The organism is Novosphingobium guangzhouense, from assembly GCF_002896965.1.
In the GTDB taxonomy this organism is placed as follows: Bacteria; Pseudomonadota; Alphaproteobacteria; order Sphingomonadales; family Sphingomonadaceae; genus Novosphingobium; species Novosphingobium guangzhouense.
Map to the genome: position 1 here is coordinate 1 of NZ_LYMM01000026.1, position 21,212 is coordinate 21,212.

At 60.7% G+C, this 21,212-nt stretch carries 20 protein-coding genes and 1 pseudogene; 4 read left to right on the forward strand and 17 right to left on the reverse strand.

Features of this window, described 5'->3' with window-relative positions:
• Positions 1–392, forward strand: a 392-nt coding sequence (locus A8V01_RS07665) for a nucleoside deaminase (RefSeq protein WP_103095344.1), incomplete at its 5' end; no start/stop codon positions are given.
• Positions 393–456: 64 nt separating this feature from the next.
• On the forward strand, positions 457–1,101 hold the full coding sequence (locus A8V01_RS07670) for an SOS response-associated peptidase family protein (RefSeq protein WP_103095345.1): 645 nt from the start codon (positions 457–459) through the stop codon (positions 1,099–1,101).
• 40 nt (positions 1,102–1,141) lie between these two features.
• Here A8V01_RS07670 and A8V01_RS07675 read toward each other — a convergent pair whose 3' ends face one another.
• Positions 1,142–1,699, reverse strand: coding sequence for a hypothetical protein (locus A8V01_RS07675; RefSeq protein ID WP_103095346.1), 558 nt, complete (start codon positions 1,697–1,699; stop codon positions 1,142–1,144).
• Positions 1,700–2,346: 647 nt separating this feature from the next.
• Between A8V01_RS07675 and A8V01_RS07685 the strand changes: the two genes are divergently transcribed.
• Positions 2,347–2,562, forward strand: coding sequence for a hypothetical protein (locus tag A8V01_RS07685; RefSeq protein ID WP_103095347.1), 216 nt, complete (start codon positions 2,347–2,349; stop codon positions 2,560–2,562).
• Here the strand turns inward: A8V01_RS07685 and A8V01_RS07690 are convergent.
• The 16 genes and pseudogenes from A8V01_RS07690 to A8V01_RS07760 form a co-directional block, all read right to left on the reverse strand.
• On the reverse strand, positions 2,546–5,404 hold the full coding sequence (locus A8V01_RS07690) for a conjugal transfer protein TraG N-terminal domain-containing protein (RefSeq protein ID WP_103095348.1): 2,859 nt from the start codon (positions 5,402–5,404) through the stop codon (positions 2,546–2,548). The two genes, A8V01_RS07685 and A8V01_RS07690, sit on opposite strands and share 17 nt — an antisense overlap.
• Positions 5,405–5,421: 17 nt before the next feature.
• Entirely contained in the window at positions 5,422–6,912 is a 1,491-nt protein-coding gene (locus A8V01_RS07695) for a conjugal transfer protein TraH (RefSeq protein WP_425437286.1), read from the reverse strand.
• On the reverse strand, positions 6,912–7,781 hold the full coding sequence (locus A8V01_RS07700; protein ID WP_103095349.1) for a conjugal transfer protein TraF: 870 nt from the start codon (positions 7,779–7,781) through the stop codon (positions 6,912–6,914). The genes A8V01_RS07695 and A8V01_RS07700 overlap by 1 nt, the downstream gene beginning before the upstream one ends.
• Positions 7,768–8,115 carry a hypothetical protein gene (locus A8V01_RS07705; protein ID WP_146037220.1) on the reverse strand — a complete coding sequence of 116 codons (348 nt, stop codon included), beginning with the start codon at positions 8,113–8,115 and terminating at the stop codon, positions 7,768–7,770. Before A8V01_RS07705 ends, A8V01_RS07700 begins: the two co-directional genes overlap by 14 nt.
• 40 nt (positions 8,116–8,155) lie before the next feature.
• Positions 8,156–10,030: a conjugal transfer protein TraN gene (locus A8V01_RS07710; RefSeq protein ID WP_211294981.1), complete on the reverse strand. Its 1,875-nt coding sequence runs from the start codon at positions 10,028–10,030 to the stop codon at positions 8,156–8,158.
• Between the two features lies 1 nt (position 10,031).
• A complete protein-coding gene (gene trbC / locus A8V01_RS07715; RefSeq protein WP_103095351.1) occupies positions 10,032–10,781 on the reverse strand; it encodes a type-F conjugative transfer system pilin assembly protein TrbC in 750 nt (249 codons plus the stop codon).
• Positions 10,782–10,793: 12 nt separating this feature from the next.
• Positions 10,794–12,416, reverse strand: coding sequence for a group II intron reverse transcriptase/maturase (gene ltrA / locus A8V01_RS07720; protein WP_103095352.1), 1,623 nt, complete (start codon positions 12,414–12,416; stop codon positions 10,794–10,796).
• Between the two features lie 594 nt (positions 12,417–13,010).
• Positions 13,011–14,033 carry a conjugal transfer pilus assembly protein TraU gene (traU, locus tag A8V01_RS29160; protein ID WP_245892383.1) on the reverse strand — a complete coding sequence of 341 codons (1,023 nt, stop codon included), beginning with the start codon at positions 14,031–14,033 and terminating at the stop codon, positions 13,011–13,013.
• Between the two features lie 69 nt (positions 14,034–14,102).
• A pseudogene (locus tag A8V01_RS29165) lies at positions 14,103–14,975 on the reverse strand (conjugal transfer protein TraC); the annotation flags it as partial.
• Positions 14,972–16,000 carry a TraV family lipoprotein gene (locus A8V01_RS07730; RefSeq protein ID WP_103095354.1) on the reverse strand — a complete coding sequence of 343 codons (1,029 nt, stop codon included), beginning with the start codon at positions 15,998–16,000 and terminating at the stop codon, positions 14,972–14,974. The pseudogene A8V01_RS29165 and the gene A8V01_RS07730, both read right to left, overlap by 4 nt.
• Positions 15,997–16,845 (reverse strand): DsbC family protein, encoded by an 849-nt coding sequence (locus A8V01_RS07735; RefSeq protein WP_245892375.1) that lies wholly within the window; start codon positions 16,843–16,845, stop codon positions 15,997–15,999. Before A8V01_RS07735 ends, A8V01_RS07730 begins: the two co-directional genes overlap by 4 nt.
• A gap of 64 nt (positions 16,846–16,909) precedes the next feature.
• On the reverse strand, positions 16,910–18,250 hold the full coding sequence (locus A8V01_RS07740; protein WP_103095356.1) for a TraB/VirB10 family protein: 1,341 nt from the start codon (positions 18,248–18,250) through the stop codon (positions 16,910–16,912).
• A 3-nt stretch (positions 18,251–18,253) separates the two neighbouring features.
• On the reverse strand, positions 18,254–19,066 hold the full coding sequence (locus A8V01_RS07745; RefSeq protein WP_103095357.1) for a type-F conjugative transfer system secretin TraK: 813 nt from the start codon (positions 19,064–19,066) through the stop codon (positions 18,254–18,256).
• Entirely contained in the window at positions 19,063–19,635 is a 573-nt protein-coding gene (locus A8V01_RS07750; RefSeq protein WP_103095358.1) for a type IV conjugative transfer system protein TraE, read from the reverse strand. Before A8V01_RS07750 ends, A8V01_RS07745 begins: the two co-directional genes overlap by 4 nt.
• Before the next feature lies 1 nt (position 19,636).
• The gene (traL, locus tag A8V01_RS07755; RefSeq protein ID WP_103095359.1) at positions 19,637–19,927 is read right to left on the reverse strand and encodes a type IV conjugative transfer system protein TraL; all 291 of its coding nucleotides are present in this window, start codon (positions 19,925–19,927) and stop codon (positions 19,637–19,639) included.
• Between the two features lie 56 nt (positions 19,928–19,983).
• A complete protein-coding gene (locus A8V01_RS07760) occupies positions 19,984–20,304 on the reverse strand; it encodes a hypothetical protein (protein WP_008831576.1) in 321 nt (106 codons plus the stop codon).
• A gap of 428 nt (positions 20,305–20,732) precedes the next feature.
• Between A8V01_RS07760 and A8V01_RS28120 the strand changes: the two genes are divergently transcribed.
• Positions 20,733–21,194 carry a hypothetical protein gene (locus A8V01_RS28120; protein ID WP_146037221.1) on the forward strand — a complete coding sequence of 154 codons (462 nt, stop codon included), beginning with the start codon at positions 20,733–20,735 and terminating at the stop codon, positions 21,192–21,194.
• The last annotated feature ends 18 nt before the right edge of the window (positions 21,195–21,212 follow it).

A 21,212-nucleotide genomic window follows, 5' to 3' on the forward strand; every position in this document is an offset into this window, starting at 1 on the left:
TGAATGGCCGCGAGCTGTCCCGTGCAGTCAACGAGACCGAAGAGACTTGCGACGCGACGGCCCATGCCGAAATGATGGCTTTTCGCGGTGCAGGGCCGGCGCACGGCGACATGGACCTTCGGGGCGCGACACTCTACTCGACCCTGCAGCCATGCGGCATGTGCACAATGGCCTCGATCTGGGCGAAGGTGGGGCGCATAGTCTATGGTGCGGGTCGCGACGACGTTCACCAGATGTATTTTGAAGACCGGCACCTCGACACCATGGACTTTATCAAGGACGCGTTTCGCGACGACCTTGCTCTCGAAGGGGGCCGTTTGCGGGCGGAATGTGCCTCCCTCTACTTCGCGCCCGGAGATGAGGTTCCGGTGGATGAACAGGGCAATCTCTGAAGCGCTAGGGTGGCAACGAACAGCGGCCGGACATAGTAGACCATCGTCTCGCAGGAGTTGACCCATGTGTAACCGCGCCCGCATGAAAGGTGAGATCGAAACGATTTGGGGATCGGTCGCCGAGCTTTTCAGCGAGCGCCCACGCGACAATCGCTTCGATCCCCACGAGCTACGGCCCAAGGGGAGGGCGTACGTCATCCGCGAGCAGGATGGCGTTCGGGCATGGGACGTAATGAACTGGGACGTCCTGGGCGGCAAAGCGCCCTATCCAATGACCAACGTTCGCAACCTTTCCCTCCCGCAATGGAGGCGGCTTGCCGACCGGCCGGAAAGCCGGTGCGTCGTGCCGCTCACCGAGTTCTGCGAATTCACCCCCCAAAAGCATGACCTTGGCGACGGTAAGCCGCCACTGAAAGGCGAGATGTGGTTTTCGGTTACGGATCAGCCAGTCTTCGCCGTGGCCGGGTTCTGGCAGGGCACCGGAGGGGGGAACGGCTTCACCATGGTGACGTGCAATGCCAATTCGCTGGTCGAACCGATCCACCCCAAGGCAATGGTGACGATCCTCGATCCTGACGACATCGATATCTGGCTCCGGGGCTCCTACGACGCGATCCGGCTGCTTCAGCGCCCCTTTGAAGCTGAGAAAATGACAGTGCTTGGCCCGGTTTTCCCGACCCGAAAACCCGCGACCTCGCTGCCAAGTTAGGCAAGGATACTATTCTTCGTCTGGCAGGGGCATCCCGACGTCAGGTGGTCGCACGCGAAAGAGCCCGCATTACCGGATCGGTCACGACATAGACGGCCTGTCGCTTCGCTCCGCGATTGTGGTGATCAACCCGGAAGCCCTGGTAGTGTCGCTTGACCAATCCGGCTCGGACCAATTCGCTCACGGCCCGACTAACGTTTGTACGACCTGAAATGCGGACACGTTCAAGAACCTTCTTGTCGATCAAGCGCTGCGCGACATCGGGATCCGGCGGCAGCGCACACGCATCCTCGAGGGTCTGGCGGACGCGACCTTCGATTGAAAGACGTCGGGGGTCGCGCTGAGCGACGGGAACCAAAGCATCGCAAAGCCAGTCGCGAACCGGCACACGCACCTCCCCGACGAGGACATAGGGCCCGGCAGAGCCGGTGCGCTGACTGGCTTCGACAAGCAGGTTGAGTACCATGAACGCGTAGCGCGGACGTTTGCAGCTGGTGGAAAGGCGCTCGAGGATCGAGACCGTGGTGGTCGGGGGCGGCGCAGCGAGGCGCATCGGTTCGGAAGGTCTGCTGTCGCGGAAAAGATCGGCCTGGAACATTTCATGAATCAAGCACGGCCGACACCAGATGTGAATCCCTATTCCATGCAGGGAGGCAAATGGGACAGTCGTGTCACTTTACCGGTGGTAAAGTGACAGCCAAGGTTCTTTTCTAGCCACTGAGCGCTGAGATGGACCGCTTCTAGTCCCAACTCGATGCGGCCCACAATGCCGATAGGATGAGCGCGAGTGGACTGCTGTTCCCGGCGCAAAATAGAAGGACGAGGAGCGACCGCTATCGAAAAAGCGGTCGAAGATGGACTGTGATGATTGCCTCTCCTGGTTACCTTATTGCGGACCAACCCAGATTAAAACCATGGTAAGGGACGCGCAAAACAGGGAAAGCCATATCGCGATCTGGCTGTAGATGTGCAGGGCCACGCCGACCCAAGTGTATCTGCGTCGTAAGACCGCGCCGCTGCCAACCGCAATGAGAAAAGCGATGACGACCTGGGGGGTGATCGATGGCGAACGATGCAAAAAGGCTTCCGCAAGGGGCAGTAGCCCTAGCGCTGATACGACCAGCCACGAGAACCCTAGGGTGGAGTAGCTTATCGGATCATCGAACACTTCTGCGGACTCGGCTTCAGGCCTCAAGGTTGCCAATTTCACACCTTTATGCGATTCATGGCTTGGAGGTCCGCGCCATGAGTCAGATTGATTGGAACATCTACAACGCAACGTCTGACCTTAAGGGCGGGCCGCTGATCGTTCAGGATACGAGCGGGCCTGATTGCAATATTGAGCCTTACACCGACGAAAATGGCAACGAGACTCTTGGTGGTCAGATCGGTTACGTGCTTGGATATGTCCTCATGCTGGCTTTCTTCCTTGTGGGGTACTTTGTCATTTCCTCAAATTAGGATCGTTAAAGAATCCTTTGTCCATGTCATCATTGACCATGGATTGGACAGCGGCCCCTTTACTCACATAACCGGCGCGCATCATGCGTTTCGCTTCGCCGAGCGCTTGCAGTTCCTGCTTCCCGGCCTCAACCTTAGCGCTTGCATCCCCCGGTCCTGCAGGCCCCGATAGGGTCGTTACACCCGCCAAACCTCGTGGATGGTAACGCGCGCGAACGCTCGCATCGTCCGGGCTTACGGCAGAAGGATCAATCTCATTCAATGGCGATGCCATCATCTCCGGCCCGACCGCATCCCAAATCGCCTGGCTCCGCTCATCGAGGAACTTGGAGATCATTGCATCCCTAACCTGCCGTTCCTGTACGGTGAACGTGGTTTGATGAAGTTCCGGGGCAATACCAGGGGGCATACGATTTGCTTCCTGCCGATACCACTCAGCGAGTTCTTGGCTCAAATTCTCGCTAAACTGCATATTATGACTTTCAGCATAGCTGATGTCATTGGAGAGTTGCTCGGCCAATTCATTAAGTTGGCGCAGCCTATTTTCGTGCGAATATGCATCGGTAAGAGAGTCGTCGCTTCCGACCACGCTGATTGAACTTCGGGCAGAACGTGCGAACGAACCGCCGCGGCTATAGGAACCATCGGTCACTGCGTAATTATCGCCGTTGCCATGCTCAAATCGCATGGAATCGGTCACGCTGGAGGCATCATCGCTTGTGACAGTTCTACCTGTGTTATGAGACAGATCCCAGATTTGATTGTCTGTCCAGTTTTTGCTGCCGCTGACACTAGGAAGAGCATCCTTAACTTGGCTGATAACATCCTTTTTGCCCGGACCTTGATCCTTTCCATTTCCACCAGAAGACTGGGCCGATTTGCTTCGACCATTGCCGCTAAATCCGGCACTTACACCTCCCTGCGTACCATCGATTTGTCGAGAAACACGGCCCACGCCGTTATCGACCTTTGAGGTGTCTGTTATGCCTGAACGTGTCTCGATACCATTATTTGCGGAATTGGATGTTCGATCGAACTGCTCATGATTTTCACCCGATTGGGTGCCATTCGCACTTTCGCTGCCGTGCGTGCTTTCGCTGGAAATCGTTCTTCCGCTTCTGTCGGTATGCGCTGCAGTCGTAACATGTCCGGCGCTGACCTCCTCGCTTCGAGCGGCGCGCTGCACGGCGCTAAGCTGCTGTCGCATCTCCGCGACACGCGAACTGTTGAGTGTCGACGAGAAGGCGAGCTTTGACATGCCTCCACTGACATCTGTGATGATCGATCCATCAGCCATGAAGGAATCGGTAGAGCCGTTATCGTTTCTCACTGTGAACGACGAGGCGCCCGTCGAGAATGTCGGCGCATCCGACCACTGGTTGCTCTGGCGCATGTTCGATGTCAGGTTCGCAAAGCTGGTATTCCCATAGGAATAATTGCCGGTCGTCTGCTCGACGGCCGCCGCTTCGGCCGCGTTCTGCGCCGGCGCGAGGATCGAGGTCGCCTGCCCGGAAATGCTCATGGCTCCGCGCGCGAGCCCCGCGGCAATGAACGGCACGCTCATCAACATAAAGCCGGCGATCGTCGCGGTCTCGGCATTAACCGCGCCGATCCCTGCGTAGCTGGAGAGCGTGAGACCGCCCTGGGACACCGCGTTTGATGCGCTCTCCGCGCGCGTCATGCAGATCATGTGGAGGATGACGTAAAGCGGCCCCCAGGCAGCGAGGTAGAAAAACCCCGTCACATAACCCTTGAGCGCTTGCACCCCGGTCTGGGGCATCAGGAACAGCGGAAAGATCACCGGGAACATGGCGTAGAAGACAACAGTCAGCACGATATTGAGGATCGGCACCCACGACATCGCCTGCTGGGCGATTGAGTTGTAGGTGTTGCGCGCCTGGATGTCGGCGCGGGTTGTCGCAAAGGCGTCCATCGAGGCGCCGCCGGTGCTGCCGCCCATCGCGTCCCGGGCCTGCATGAAAGCGTTGATGGCGCTATTCTGCCGCATCGAGGAGGTATAATCGCTGGACGACCCGGTGAAGGTCTGGTTCACGATCGGGACGTCTTGCCGCAGCTTCGCTGCCGCAGCCGTCTCACTGAGGTTCGTGTAGGTCTGGCGGCCCCAAAGCGGTGTGGACGCATCGATGATGGTGTTCCACAGGCCTGTCAGCGCCTGATAGGCCACCTGACAGGTGATGATGGTGTTGTTGACGGAGCCACCACCGTCACGTTCAAGCCATACCTGCGACCGGGCCGGAGATCCGGGACCGATCGACGCCCAGAGGTCGGTGCTACTCGCCAGATCCGTGAGGGATTTGAAATTCAGCAGAACATCGCCGAACACGCAATTCTTGTAGTGGTTCTGCAGGTTGGTCGCGAACTCGGCATCGCGGATCTGGAAGTTGCGGGTCGCGTCAAACAGGCGCGATCCGTAGATCATGCCGTTGTTGGAATAGTTGAGCTGGCTCGGCATCGTGAAGACGGTCTCGGCCGTGCGAGTCAGCCAATCGCCCACCTGGCTTGAGAAACTGGCGATCACGCCAAGTCCAAGCGGCACGTTGGCGACCGTCGCGGGGGCGAGGGAAGGGTTGATCCGATCTGTCACTTTCACATCGACGGTCGGAACCATCAGGCAGGAATAGATCAGCGTCGAGCCAAGGAACCAGTTCATCCAGACGCGGAAATTCAGCGTGAACGCCACGGAGAGCAGGGCATAGATAAGACCGATCACCATGACGACCTTGATGAGCGATCCATAGCCGCCACCACCTGTCCAAGCCGCCACGGCGTTGAAGGTGTTGACGATGTACTCACCGCCGCCAATCGTGAAGACCTCGACCATGCCTGTTTCCTACCCGCTTAATTGAGACCCTGGACGTTTAGGCCGCGCGAGAAGTTCAGCGCGGCCGCCATCCCCGGCGACATTGCGTTTTGCAGCGTCGATTCCAGCGCGATTGACTTGTTGATGAGCGCGATCGAGATGTTGAGCGTGTTCTTCACCTTCACATCCCGCTCAGCGTACTTGGAACGCGCCTCGCCGAGCTGCTTGCGCCATGTCTCGGCGGTCGCCTGATCCGCTGGCTGAAAATGGACCTGCGATTGCGTGACCCGGTCGAGCATGTTCTCGATCATTGAACTCAGGAGATTGACGGCCACGATCTCCGCGAGCGCATCGGACTCACTTTCGCTGAAGCTGCCGTGGGCCATGGCCTCGACGGCAAGCAGCTTATAGAGCGGCACGGTAGTCAGCGACAAAAGCTGCTGCTCGGCCGACGAAAGCGCAGCATCGGTGCGGATCTTGTCGCGCATCGAGGTGATCATGGCCTTGATCCGCGGACGCAGCGCCACGTTAGTCGGAATCGATAGGTTCTGCTCGGAAACCTGAAGGCACTTGTCATCATCGGTGCAGGTCAGGATCTTCGCCGTATTCCCGGTCTGCGTACCATCCAGAAGCGCTGTCACAACAGCATCCTCGGCGGGACCGATGTACTGGATCGAGGCCGGATTGCTGCCCTCAGCCTTGTTGACGATGATCGTCCCGACGACGGTCATCAGGTATTCGGAAAACTCGGCGTCGAAAGCGCCGAACTTCTGCGACCGCTTCAGGGCCTCCCATGTGTAATTGCGCGGCTCTCCCGGAATATGCTCGTTCATGGTGGCATCGCTGTTGTTGGCGAGCACATCATCGATCTGGCCGTCAGCCCCGCAACCCTGCCTTGAGCGCGCCCAATCCGAAAACACCCCCTGGCTGTTGCCGACGGCCGCACAGATTGTCGATCGCGCGCCCTGCATCTGGGGCCATACAGCTCCGACCAGACCCTGCGCCGCCTCGCACGACGAGATATTCATCTGGTTCATCTGCTGGGCGGCCTGCTGAAACTCGCCCATGATCTTGCCGATCTCCGGCGAGACGCTGTCGATCGCAAGCTTGAAGGCGAAACCAAGCGCATTGTTGGCCGTGGCCTTGAGCATGGCCACCATTTCGGCAGCATTGATGAACGAGAACGACCCGGTGAACAGGTCGATGCCGCCACAGCCCGCGCGGGCGCTGGGCAGCTGCAGGTTGAACGGCGACACGCTTTTTTGCGGGAAGCGCGTCCAGGCATTCCCGAGCGAATAGTAACCCGCCGACTGCCCTTGATAGGCCGTCGGGCCGGTTACGTTGGCGGCGCCGCCGGCATCGTTGAAGAACGAGTTCATCGAACTGGCAACGTCAGCCCTCGCAATTCCGATCGGCACCATGCTGGCGGCCCCGAGGCTCAGAGCGGCGGCGGCAAGCCGCCGACGAAATGCGCGGAAGCGAGAGGAGGGTTGGGTTTTGCCGCGAGGGGAGGGGGCCACGTCAACCATCAGTAATCACTCCCGACCTTGGTGTTGGTGAGCATGAAGATGCGGTCCATGATTTCGTCGGCCGAGAGGATGCCGAAACCGATCGGCACGGTCTTCCTGGTGGCGGTATCGAACAGGACCAGTGCCGGCGTTGCGTTGGGCACGCCCATGCGCTCGCGCTGGCCGGAATCGACCACGTAATTCGGGAAGTCCTTGCTCGGCCCACCGTCCGTCGAGACGGCCATCACAGCCAGACCATGCGAATCCGCGACCGACCGCAGGATCGGCGCGAAGATTTCGCAAGCGCCGCAGCTCTGCGCGAAAAAGTAGAACATGCCGTAGCGCTGGCCGAGGTGAGACAGCAGCTGGCTGCGATCGGACGTGCGGTTGTCGGTCCATGCCCGCTTCGCCACCGTCGAGACGGGCCGCTGCAGCGTGTAGTCAATGTCCGGGTTCTGCCACAGGGCGCGCTGCCAGGTGTCGGAGAAGGTGGAAGCGCGATCGAGCTGCTCGCGCTGGAAACGCACATAGGCGATCACATTCTCTTCACTCGGCTCAAGGATCGCGCGCGCCTTCAGTTCGTCGAGTTGCTTGGCGATCGCTGCCATGCGCTCGCTGGCAGACTGCACCGGTTCGGCCGCCTTCTGTTCGCTCGGCTTCGGTTTGGGCCTCTCGCAATAGAACCACTGCCCCAGCTTGCGCTCGCGGCAATAGAAGTCATCATTCCCTTCGACCTCACTGATCCCGGCATCGTCGTCGGCCGCAAGAGCCGGCGCCGACAGGGCAGGGGCGATAGCCAGAACAATGGCACCAAGGCGGGCGAGGCGCGCCGGCTTCGAGTCCGAGACGCCCCTGCGGATCTCCAGAGCGTTGCGCTTATTGGTCATCATCGACTGAGTGCTCCCCATCCAGTTCCTGCATCGCGATGCCCAAAACGGACATCATCCGGGCCACATCGAGCATGCTCGTGCCCTGATCCATCATTCGCACCAGACCGTGCAGATGCGTGCGGCCGTGCCGGCGCCCATCGAGCGTTGGGCGGACCCCGCCCATCCGTCGAACGAGCCACCCCTTCTCGATCATCGCGCGGAACCGCTGCTCGATCTCGAAAGCGTCGAAGTGGCAATCGAACCAGTGTCCCAGCGTTGCAGATACCTCGCCGGCTACCGCCGCCTTGCTGACACGGTGAACCCGCATGAAGATCGCAAGGTCGAGAACGCTCATATTGATCAGGCATGGCACCTTGTCCCCCGCGCCGCCGGCGTCATTGGCTGGTGTGGATGTCATAGTAGTCCTGGATCTTGTCCTGAATTTCGCTGAGCGTGCTGACTTCGTCGGGCAGCTTGGCGGCGTCCACGAACTCGGAATAAACCTCGGTGAAGTCCATCACGGACAGATCGAGGCGCGAAAACTCGTCGATGGTGAAGCCCTGGCACTGCTCCTTCTTGGGCTTGCCCCACGGCTTGCCTAGCTGGGGGCGGCCCTGCTCCTGCAGGATGCGCGAGAGCTTGCTCTCAAAGCAGCAATAGGCGGTGCGCTTGGTCTTGCAGATGCCCAGCACGCTCGATGAGCAATAAGTGCCAACCTTGTGGCAGAAACCCATGCGATCCTTGATGTCGAGCATCTTCTCGTCGGTGGAGCACAGGAACATGGTGAGGAACGGCGTCGCCAGTGCGGCGATCGCCGTCGGCCCCCCGGCAATAGCGGCAGCGCCGGCACCAGCGGTCAGAAGCCCCGACGTCTTACCCGCGCAGCAATTGACCAGACCGAAAACCGGCTTGTGGCAGGTGTCACGCTCACCGGAGAAGACCGTGAAATTCTCCTCGTCGAACTCTTCGCCTGCCTGGCCCAGCGCGTGCAGCGCGACCAGCGCATCCTTGAACTCGGTCGAGGCTTCACGCTCGATCGTCTCGCAATCGCCATTGATGCAGTAGACGTCGTTCCCGCAGACATACTGCTTTGGATCATTCCCCGGAGTCGTCGGAACCGGGCACCGATAGACCTTCTGGCTGACCTTGCAGGCCCCGGGCGTGTAATCCGGGTCATCCTCATCGTCGATGCACTCATCGCGAACGTAAGTGCATTCCGGCTTGTCATCCAGTTCGCCGCAATCATTGCCCTGGGTGATCTCGTTGCAGGTATAGTTGGTCTGCCAGGCCCAGCAGGGCTGCGTTACCGGCACCCCGTTGATGATCCGCGTCTGCGGGTCGCTGTCCGTGCAGACCTCGGCGCTCTGCGCCACGCACTGCGAATTATTCTCCAGCGCCGTGCAGCCGTTGACCTTGTTGGTCGTGATGACCGGCGCCGCGTTATCGACCTTGAACCAGTGCTGCCCGGTCGTTCGCGAAATGACGGGATAATTGCCGCTGAAAGGAAGCGGATTCCCAACCACGCTGGCCTGAACCGAACATTCCATGACGTGCAACGGGTAGTTGCCGAAATCCTTGTTGCAGCTGCCTGCGGCCTGCGATCCATATTCTGCCATCGTTGCGCAGTAAGGTGCCGTACCGACGGCCTTGCAGGTGCCCGCAGCGATCTCGTCAGCCATGCTGTCCGGATCAACATAAGGGCCCTTGTCCGACATGTGGTAATACCACAGCGTCCGATTTTCGACCGAGACATTCAGCGTCGATGTGCAAGTGCGCGGCACCTCGTCCAGCTTGGACCCATAGTTGCAGGTCGCCTCGTAATAGCTGACGTTCCCGCCACCGGGAGGCAGGGGTGTGCAGCTCCCCGCCTGACCGCCCATCTGCTCACCCTGCAGGTAGGTATCGGGGTTCGCCTCGATCTCGGTCGCGCGCCGCGTCGTGTCGAGGATCTCCTGGGCATCGAACACAGGCCGCGTCTTGTTGCGATCCGTCGATACCGCGAAAGCCTCATTGCTGCTCGCCTGCGCGCCGGCATCGGCTACCAGCTTGTCGGGATCGTCGAAGTAGCTGCTCTGCGGCAGATCGGTCCCCTGATAGCCGGGCACCTGATCGCGCATGGTTTCGCTCGGCACCAATGCGTCATTGGCGCGCATGTCCGTTGCGAAATTCTTCCCATCCTCCTTGGCTTCCTGCACCGTGCTCTGCGCGAGCACTGCGCCGGCACCCGCGAAAGCAATCGGCAGGATTAGGGAAAGGGCGAAACGGCGCATCTTAGCTGGCCTTGCCCATGTTGCGCAGTGCGACGGACGCAACGCCGGCACCCGGGCCGTGCCCATCGACGAAGGACTCGAGCACATAGTTGACCGAGACGTTGCCGGTCATGCGATCATGTGGCGGAACCACCGTTTTGCAGTTGAGACCCGCGCACAAATCGAAGTCGGACGATACCGCGACATAGGTCGGCACCGCCTTCACATCGAAAGCGCGGAAGAGGCGGGGATCGATCCCGACGTTGGAAAGCTGATCCTGCTCCGTCACCACCTTGGAGAGCGCCGTCGTGAACGCCTTCAGGGAGTTATTCGGGAAGCCCCGGAACACGATGATGCCACCGGCCTTCGACGTGTCCGCGATCATCTGGCGAAGCGCCTTGGGCGGCATGGACAGGCTCGCGAACACGATGAATTGCGGCGCATCACCCTTCTTGGCCGCAACATTCTGCGAGGCGCCCTGGATGATCTCGTCGAAGTCGAAAGGGCCATCGCCGTTCATCGGTAGATCCGCCTTGGCCAGATCGGTCAGGCTATCGGTGCCTTGCTGCTGGACGGCCAGTGCCTCCTCGCGGAAGGCTTCGCCGCGGCCCTTGACGTGATCGGCAAAGGTCTGGGCGTCTTCCTGCATCGCGGCCGCGCGCTTGCGCACGGCCTCAAGATCGAGACCGTCGATATTCTGGGCGATGGCCTGGATGCCGGCGACTGCCGAAATACCGGCAAGGGCTGCAATCACGATGGTTCTGCGTCGCATCGGATATGTCTCCTAGAGTAGAGTCAGACGTGGGCGCGGTGCGGTGTCTCCACCGCCCGTCTCCCACGCCTGCTCTCCGAACCGGACTTGCACCTTTCGTTGTGCATCCGGCTCTCCAAAAGTCTTGGCGAACTCGGGTTTTCTCATCCATTTGAGATCGAACCGGTGGACCGGCACGTAGCTCATCAAGAACTGTTCTGTGCCGCCTTCAGCCCAGACCTTGGCACCGGAGTGCGCGGTACTGGGTCGGCGCCACGATGCGATCTTCCTCCCGGGGACACCTGCGTGCTTGGCCCGCAGCCACAGCCAGAGACGTTGACGCACATGCCAGTCGAGACTGGCGAAGATGCGTTTGGACCCCAAACAGTAGCGATAATAGGCGGACCACCCCCGAAGGTATGGATTGAGTTCCTGAAGCATGGCCGTGAGCGAACGCCGAAGCGTCTGGCGACGAGCCAGTTGATTTACCCGAATGCGGAAGCCGTTGATCGGCTCGCGGGGGATTTCGATGCGGGCATGCAGCCCGAACCGCCTGTCCCACTTGAGCCTTACACGGCATCCCAAGAACCGACAGCCCTTGGTCAGCGCGGTGATGCGCGTCTTCTCAGGCGAGAGCGTCAGACCCATCGTTTCGTACAGGTAGGAGGCCAGCGCCTGCTTTTCGGCAAGAGCATCAGCTTCCGTCCCTGACACGAAAATCAGGAAGTCATCGGCATAGCGGACAGGGTAGAAGACCGTTCGACCGGCCCTCCGGTCCTTGTCGCGCTTGATGGCCGCCAGCCTGATCCCATCGGATTTCAGCCGGGGGTCTTCGGGGCGGCGGACCCATTGTCGATACCGTTCCTCGATCACGCCAAGCGCGATGTTGGCCAGCAACGGCGAAAGTACGCCACCTTGCGGTGTGCCGGTGTCTGTTGGACTGTACGAGACATCCTCCAGTACTCCGGCTTTGAGAAACTGCACGATCAGCCGGTTCACCTTGCGGTCCGCGACGCCGTGGCGCACGCGTTCCATCAGAGGGTGATGGCCGATGTTGTCGAAACAGGCCTCAATGTCACCTTCGATGACCCATTGATACGGCGCATCATGTCGGTAGCCATCGGCAGCAGGTTTGCCCCGCGACTGGATGGTCACACGGATATGTTCGAGGCAGGCCTGACTACCTCGTCCGGGCCGAAACCCGTATGAGACAGGCCAGAACCGGGCCTCGAAGATCGGCTCCAGTACTTGTTTGACCGCGCACTGCACCACGCGATCCTTGACCGTAGGGATACCGAGGGGTCGGAACTTCCCCGGTTTGCCGGGCTTGGGGATCCACTTCCTTCGTGCAGGAGACGGACGATAATCGCCCGACCGGAGCTCTTCTCGGAGCTCATGAAGGAAAAGGCCGACCCCTTTGCCGGTAGCAATTTTCTCTACGGTCGCCCCGTCGACTCCCGGCGTCTGTTTGCCGCGATTACCGGCAATCGTCTTCCAGGCCATGTACAGATTGCGGGGATCGGTTACCCAATTCCACAGATCACGATATGGTGTCTCGAGGTTTTCCCGACTCCACTGGTATAGCTTGCGCTGAACGCTGAGGAGCCAAGCCTGAGAGGCTTGATTATCAGAGTCCACTGATAGTTCCTCCGTCATGAAAGCACACCGACTTCCTGCCCGCCTTCGCCATGTGGACGGCTTTCCCGCCCTCGGACTACTACGCAGGCTCCGCCCCGCCAGCGCCCATCCCCGGTCTCCGCGGATAGCCTGCTCCGAAGCAGGCGGACGATGATGGTTCCCGTGTTCCGACGATCAACCTTGGACCCGTAGGTGCGACGCTTAACCCCTTGCGGTTCAGGCATGCGGACAAGAAAGGACGATCCGCACACGAATACTCTGCGAGAATTCACCAGAAGGCAGCATGCCAAACCAACCGGTTCGCACCGCGATCTCCCCACCCCGTCAGGTGATCGGGAGTTCAACTGTAAATAAAGAGGCTTCAGACACGTCATTCGCTTTTATCTCACCATAGGACCTGTGGTAGCCCGACCTGCGGCTGACGGGCCGCATCCGGTGCAGTTAAGGTCTCCTGCTTTGAGGCCGTCCGCCGGAACGTGGAAAACCTTGGAGACCCCCTTCCGACCCGGCTCCTTCCGCCGAGTGGGGTGGCATCGCAGCCACCGGTCAATCGTCAGCAAGACGATCGAAAGGATATGATGTTGTTTACATACATATTTCCTTTCTGCGCCGTCACGGCGCTCGCACACAACAGTTACGCTTGCGCCAGACGAGGTAGCCCATGTCCTCGCCCTGGACGGGATAGGAACGGCCAGTCTGGGGCGGCAGGGTGGAAGCGCCGATGGGCGAGCAACCCAGCTTCCCGCTCACCGTCGGGATCGGATTGGTCATCTGGATGCGGTACTGCTGCTTCTTGAGCACCGGCATCAGGTACTTGTCGCACATGCCCTTGCTGCCCATCGTACCCCATGCGAGGCCCTGACGATGCATCTTGAAGGCGAAGCGCGAGAGGGCGAGGCGCGATGCCTGCACATGGCCGATCGAGGACGAGATATTGCCGTTCATCGGGTACATCGAGCCCTGACAGCCCGCGCACCAGAACGTCACATCGAGCGGCAAGCGCGCGGTTGCGGCAATGCAGTCACCGGCGCAGGCCGCCTTGGCGATCGGATTGGCGAATATCACCACCTCGGGGTTGATGATCGTGGTCAGCGTGTCGTCCTGCCAGAGCGGATCGACCTCGGTCATGTATGCGATGTCGAAAGACGCCTGCTCGAAGCAGAGGAAGTCGGTCAGGATCTCCATCCAGTAGAGGAGGGGATAGACGTACCAATGGACGTGCCACTTGGACGTATTCTGCGCCTGTCCGCCGACCTGCGAGGGCCCCGTGAACTGGCCCTGGCCGATGTCGAACCCCGGCGCGATCTTCATGCCGCCAAGGTTCACGAAGCACCACGGCTTCACCGAAACGTCAGCAAGGCGAACCGGCTCCCAAAAACCCGCTGCGATGCCGATGCGCGGAATCGGGCTACCGCAGGCGCAGATCGGAAGGCTGGGATTGTTCGTGTCGGGGCGCGTGCTTGGCCAAATGCTGAGGCCACCGATCGAAAGGGGAAAGAGGCACGACCAGCATACGTCCGTGATCGGGTTCACGAACTTGCCAGTGCAGCGCGACTGCGCCTGCGCCGATGGGGCAAGCATGGCCGAGGCGAAGAACATCGCGAAAATCGCGATGAGGCAGCGCAGCGATTTCATGATGCCGTCTTCCGCGTCGGGGAAATCGAGGCACAGGTTCGTCGATACCGGGCAAGGCATGCGCAGCTTGTCAGCGAACATATCGCCAATCAGCTTGGCCATGTCCCACGGCGCCCAGCGCTGCGGAAGGTTGCGAACCGAGAAAGAGCGCACATCGAAGACGTCGGGATAGATCTCGCCAATCTCCGGCGCATCGTCGACCATCTTGCCAGTCGGGCGAAAGCGCTCGGTGCGAAGCAGGATACGATCCGGCTCGATCTTCATCTCCAGATCGTGCCGCACTGCCTGATCAGCGATCGGATCGAACGGATTGTAGATGATGTTATCGTCGCCCGGTGCCGTCGTGGGCGAGGTCAAGTCGTCGATCCACGCAATCAGCGCCTGCGGGTCCATCGGCCGCGCATAGATCCCGATCGATTCCAGCGAGGACACCAAACCTTCGAGAACCGAGACGATTTCCTCGTTCGTCACCCGGCTCGATTCCGGGGTGGCGTAGGAAATCGCGAGGCGATGGTTGCGCAAATGGAACGGCGCGGCCGAGGACAGCGAGTTCCAGACACCATCGAGCAGGTACTCGGTGCGGTGCTTGGCCATGCGCTCGTAGACGCTTCCGGCCATGAAACGCGGCAGATACCATTGGGACAGGCGCTCGCCCACACGAGGGCTCATCCAGCCATGGAACTGGAGCGAACCCGGCGTCGGGATGCCTTCGGAAAGGAACTGCGTCAGGATTTCCGAGGTGCGTTCATTCGCCCCCATCATCGGCGTCGCTTCGAGGACGAAGCCACGCGACGAACTGTTGTAGAACAGGTGCGTCTTGGGATCATAGCTGCGATAGGGCAGCCAATGGACGAGACGGGGAACCGTCGTATCGGGCCGACTGGTTTCGGGCTTGGCGTTGTCGCCAAGCAGCGTGCCCATGATCTTGGTGAACATATTCATGGCTGCACTCCCGGAAACGAGCCAGCTCGCATCACTGGCAGGGGACTGGCGTCCTTTGCGGCCGCCTTGGCTTCAGGCGCAGCCCGGCCAAGCGCAGAACGGATCGCCGGATCAGCCTCCACAGTGGCAATCGCGGTCTTGCCCTTGGCGGTCGCATGCTGGGGCACCGAGATCATCGGTCCTGCAGCCACGCCATCGGCCACGGCGCCGCCGTTGGCGGCGGTACCAGTTAACGGGGATGCGAGGGGGGTAGCAGGCACCGGTTGAACGACCGGCGCCTGCGCGACAGGCTTGGGCTCGGCCTGACGCCGAGCGTCGGAGGCCTGTTGAGGTTGGGGAGTAGGCGAGGGCGTGGAAGCCGCAACCGGCTTTGCGGTCGCTGGCTTCGCAGCCCTTGGCCTGCGCGGCGTGGTCAGGGTACGCGAGACCTGGTCCTTGATGTCCCCGACAGGATCGGGCGACTGGACTTCTCCGCCATTGCCGGCAGCCCGCGCCATGGCGACGGCTTCCGGCGTCGGCAGATCAGGATCAACCGCCAGCGTCTCGATCATCGGCGGTTCTGCGCGCTCGACAGCTGCGAGAAGCGTATCGCGACCTGCAGACGCCGCCACTTCATCGGGCGTTTGCGCTACGGCATTACCGGCTAGGGCCTCGGTCCACTCGCCCCGCTCGACGACCGCATGAACCGCCGACTGTTCATGAAGCCTGCCCGAAGCGTCGATCTGTGCCGGAAAGACGATGCGAAGCACCCGCTCGCGTGTGCGTACCGGCGAGCTGGCCTTCTGGTAGCCTCGCCCTTCCGCTGGCGGTTCCACATAAGGACCAGCAGGAGCGATCATGCGATCGCCTTCCTCGCCCGAGATCATGGCGAGGGCGCGATCGTCGATCGTGCCGCTCGGCGCGCAGATGCCATCCGGCGCGCGGCAAGCGAAATCGCCCTTCACATTGCCGCCCAGCGACATGCACCCAGAAAGGCTGGCGCTGGCCAGCAGCACGCCGGCAAGGCCGATGCGGCCCCGGATCACGACTGACCTCCCTTGAGCCAATTCTCAAGGAACTCCTTGGGCCTGTAACCCTCGAGCACGCTGCCATCGTCACGCACGATGACGGGCGTACCGCCCAGACCATGCTTGCGCGCGAACGCCTCGTTGGCATCCAGGCCCTTGGTATCGCAAGGACCGGTCCCCTTGATGTCCTGCCCGGAATAGGCGGCATGAAGGGCTTTGGCCTTGTCCTTCGCGCAGTAGACCTTGTCGGCAATGTCGCGGCTGCCCAGCACAGAGATCGGCCGCTCGACGACGCGCACGTTCATCAAGGAGAGTGTGTTGCTCAGAGCACGGCAGTAGCTGCAGCGAAAATCGCTGAATACCGTAACCGTCTTGCCCGACGAATTGCCCCAGACGATCGCGCCATCCTTGGGCAGTTCGCCCAGCGGCAGTTTCTGCAGCGGTGCAGCGGCAGCCGCGGCTTTGGCAGCTGCAGCGGGCCGGGCGGCAAGCGCAGGCTCATTGTCCTCGGCGCCCGCAGCGTTGGCCTTGGCCGATGCTCCCAGCAGCATGTCCGGGTTCATCTCGAGCAGGCGGGTTGCCGTCAGATCCTGGCGCGTCTCCATGTCGTAGACGCGGCCGATCACCAGATAGCGCGCGGTGCGGTCGATGTAGAACAGGTTACTGCCGGCGGTGACTTCGCACAGGCCATCGACCTTGTCGCAATTGACGCTCGTGACCTTGGTCTTGGGAAGGCGCGCCTTCAGAAGCTCGGCGACGCTTTTGCTCGGCGGCGCGATGTAATCACGCGCATAGGCGAGCGTCGCGACCCCACCGCCAACAAATGCGAGCCCGCAGGTGAAATAGAGGAATGCGCTACGCATCCATGGGCGCTTCAGCTCGGTGTCCAGGTCAGGAACGACGCTTTGGGCACCGCCATCATGATGTTCAGTTGCGGACATAGACACCCTCCAGGAAGACGATTTCGACATCGACGCCGGTCGGCATTTCGATGACAGGCTGGTACTGTTCGGCGCGCTCGATCAGGTACTTGCTGACCATGTCGCCGGTCTGCGAGACGCCCTCGCCAAGGCCGCCTTTGGCGATGTCTCCCATCGACAGATCCTGGCGTTTGCCGTCGACGATGACGTTGGGCTGCGTGAGGGCGTTGTTGGAGTTGGCCGCAAAGCCTCGACCGAAGCCGCCGACGAGGCCAGCGATGAATGCCTGGCTGATAAGGCTGCCCTCGCGGCTGACGACACGGCCGCGAACGCCCGTCTTGCCGCCAAAGGCGATGAAGCCCTTGACCTCGGATACGGCGTAGCGCCCACCCGGCTGCGGGCAGGTCATCTTCTGCAGCTTGACGTAGACCTTCTCGCTCGACAATTCGCCGCGCGCCGCGCCGTTGATGAGGCAACCCTGAATCTTGGTCGTCAGCAGCTTGCCATTCTGCAGCACCGACCGCGCAGGCCCGGTGACACGCAAGACAACCGGGAGCGGATCGGTCTGGCTCTGTACGCCTGCGGCAGCATCCACACCCACGATAACCTTGGCGGTCGCGAAGCTGTTGGGCGGCAGATAGTTCGGGCTATCGGTGTAGACCGTGTTGCCCTTCTCGACCTTTTTGGCATTGCCCGTCTCACCGCTGTTGAAGGAGACCATTTTGACTTCGCTGGACCGGCCACCCCCAGAATTGGCTGCGGGCGAGTCCGGTCCAACTGCGCCACCAGCGTCAGGACGCTGATAAGTCGGTGAGTTCGGTCCATAAAGGGCGGCGGGACCGGGCGGTGGAGCCACCGGCGTCGCCCGCTCGTTGATCTGGCGCCGGAGCTGCTCGTTCTCGGTCTGGTAGGCACTGACCACCCGCTGTCCATCGACCGTCATGGACTGGTTTTGTGCGCGCAGCGCCTCGATCTGCTCGGATAGCTGCGCAACCTTGGCATTGGTGCCGCCGACCGACTTGAGCTGGTTCTCCTGGCTCTGGAAGCGGTTTTCCGACTGCGCCATCCACTCCTGCTCGGAGAGATTGCGGTTCATCATGTCCTTGGTCGAAACCTGAACGTCCTCGATCTCGTCGTCGGCATGGCCTGCGACCTTCCCGTTGTCGGAGAAGATCCACATGCTTGCCGCGACGACACCGACAACCGCGACCCCGCTCAGAAGCATGCGCTGCTTGCGGCGCGTCTCGGTGTTGCCGTCGAGTTCATTGCCGACCGGCGAAACGCCATCGCCCCCTTCCGGGCCATCGAGCGATTTGCGCGAGCGCGAGAAGATACCCTTCAAGTCCATGGCTCAGTTCCCGGTGCGAGAGACAAGGTACGCGGTCGTGACCTTGCCGGGCGCGAGGCGCGGCTCGGCGATCGAAACCGCAAGCGAGGAAGCCGGCGCAACGCTGGCCTCGGTAAGGGTCGTTTCCTGCGCGCCCTTGTTCTCGATGCGCAGGACGCGGCCGGTCATTTCCGAACCGCGATATTCGGCGATCATCTGGACCTTGAGGTCGCCCACGTAGACGGGACGCAGCGAGCGCTGGCGCATTTCGTAGCCATCGACGATCTGACCGCCGTACATCGCCTGCACCAGCTCGATCGCCCGATCCTGCGAACTTGCCTGCTGGACGTTCTGCGGTCCTGCCTCGGCGGCATCGGCCTTGGCGATTGCCGGGTTAGAGATAAACACCTGCACCGCCTGATCGCCCGCAATGCGGCAGATGAACTTGTAGACATAGCCGCGCTTGGAGGTCGCGAAGAACGACAGGGCAGGGCGGGCAAAGCCATCGGGCACCGACAGGTAGATGTCGCCGCGCACCGGCTCGTTGACCACGCTAAAATCGTCTGCCGGGTTGCCCGTGTTGATCTTCGAGACAGACGCGAACTCGTCCTCAACAAGGCTGATTCGGGTCAGATCGCGCGCCGAGGCGCTGCATTCAACCTGGCTGCCGTCCGAAGCCATCAGCGTCTGGTCGCCCAGCGCCATCGCAGGCGCCGAAATGCCCATTGCCGACGCGGCAATGAGCAAGGCGCCCGTCGTGCGGCTTACGATGCACATGCGCGAGCAAAGTGCGGCGCCGGCGATGGCCGAGCCGATCAGGTATTGGGTGGGTGTCATGACAGCCCGCCTTTCTTCTTTTCAGGCTGGACCATCCCGAAGCCGATCAGCTTCAGGGAGAGCCCCGAATATTCCCAGCTGAACTGGAAGGTGCGAATGTCGCTGGAAACCACCTTCTGGCCGACCACCGTGTTGAGCTTGCCGGTGACGGTTGATCGCAGGTTCGCGCTGTCGATCTCCATCGACTGGATCTGGAAATACTGCGAGATGCTCGAGCCGCGCTGCTCATTGACGATTTCCAGCAGGTCCGCCTTGATCTTGCCCTGCGCGCGCGGCGACACGATCTCGAGCACCGACTTCATCCAGTAGTCGAGACTGCCCGGTGAGCGATCCAGCGTCAGGATGGCAGTGTCACGGGTCATCAGCTCCAGATACTCGCGCGAGACGCCCGCACTCGACAGCGTCAGAGGCGAGCGCAGGACAGGCTGGAGCACGATTTCGCGGCTGCGCGTGACCGAAAAGAGGAGGAGGAGGGCGACGACGCCTGCAAGAACGAGCGCAGTTACCCCGAGCATGTTACGTTGGCGCAGGATGCGTTGGCTCTGCGCGTGCTGATAAGAAAATTCCATGTCAGCCCACCATCAGTCGAAGGTAGGAAGGCGGCGTGGCCCGCAGCGACGGAAACCCGCCCGGCAGGTGCCAGTATGCGAGATGGATCAGCCACGATGTTGCCCGTCCCGCCTTGGCTTTCCGCAAAGCCCACCATCCCAGGACGGCAAAGCCAATCCCGATGACAATGTGTTGGGACAGGATTCCCCAGATGAACGGGAGAACCATCGCGAGAAACTCATCAAGCGTCCAGAAGCCGATCAACTCGGGATCATCCAGATGAGAGGGGATCACATACTTGTCGGCCGCCATGCCATGCCACCTTCCAAAAGGTGCCGGCGAAGCTGCTACTTCGCCGGCGTTCGGGATCAGATCGTGGCGGTGACGGTAGAGGTGACGATCGGAATGCCGGTGCCAGCGCCCACGCCGACGCCGACCGGGATCGCGACCTGGCCGAGGCTGAAACGGCCCGAGGCGAGACCGACGATACCGCCCGCGAGCGAGAGCACCGTGATGATCTTGCCGCCCGAACCTTCGAGGAAGCCGGTGAACTGCGTCAGCGCGGTGTCGAAGGTGGTGTCGGCGCCGGCGAAAGCCGGACCGGCGAATGCAACGGCAGCAGCGGCAAGGCCGATGACTGCGGCTGCGGTGGCTTCACGGCTCACGCCGCGGTTGAGCAGGGTCTTCATATAAGAGTCTCCTTCAATCGAGCGCATTTCAGCGCGCCCAAGAGAAGGCTGCGAAACACCCAGGAACGGGATCAAGCTGGAATGGTCGGAACGAATAAGGAGTTCTGCTATTTTCTTGTGACCGGATGAATTAGCTCGCCGAATCACTGTCTCGGTCCGCGATGGCGGACTCCGATCCTCAATTGAGGACAACCGTCCTCATCTCAGGACGGCCATCCTTGTCCGGGGACGCGGGTCCTTGAACCGGGACCCGTGTCCCTACCCTAGGACGCCCTGTCTCGCGTCCGATAAAGGCGTATTGAACGCCTAGCTGTGTTGATAAAGGGCCGTCGCCCGCACTGGTGATTGGAAAATTGGCGTTTTGACGTACTGTGGCAAGTCAGGGAGTAACGGGACCGATGATTCGACCGTCGGGGTGGTGAGTAATCATGGATCATGAGAAGAATATCTATCGCATTGATGTTTCTGAATACTATTTCAGGATGACAACTGAATGTATTCGTCTCCATTCGAACCTGCGGCATCGATATGCGGCATTAAACGACGTTGTTGATGACCGAGTTAAATTTGCGGAGGGCGCTTGTCGTAACCACCCACCTTCAACGCTCAAAGAGCATCTCAAGCTAATACCTGCTAAAGGAAACATACCTCTCGAAATTGAGATATTGGAAACGAACGCTGGGAAGATAAACGACGTAGCCATCGATCTTTCATCGATCATAGGGACTTCGGTTGGTTTTTCTGAGGCGCTTTCAGTAATCATGTTTGACTTTATGGTAGAGGCTAATCGAACAGAAGTTCTTACTAAGATCGGATTTACGTCGCAGGAAGCGGCGAGGTACCGGCAGTTACTAAAGCCAAATGCTCCCGGAGTTAAATCCATTAACTGACGGGCCATTATTATTTCT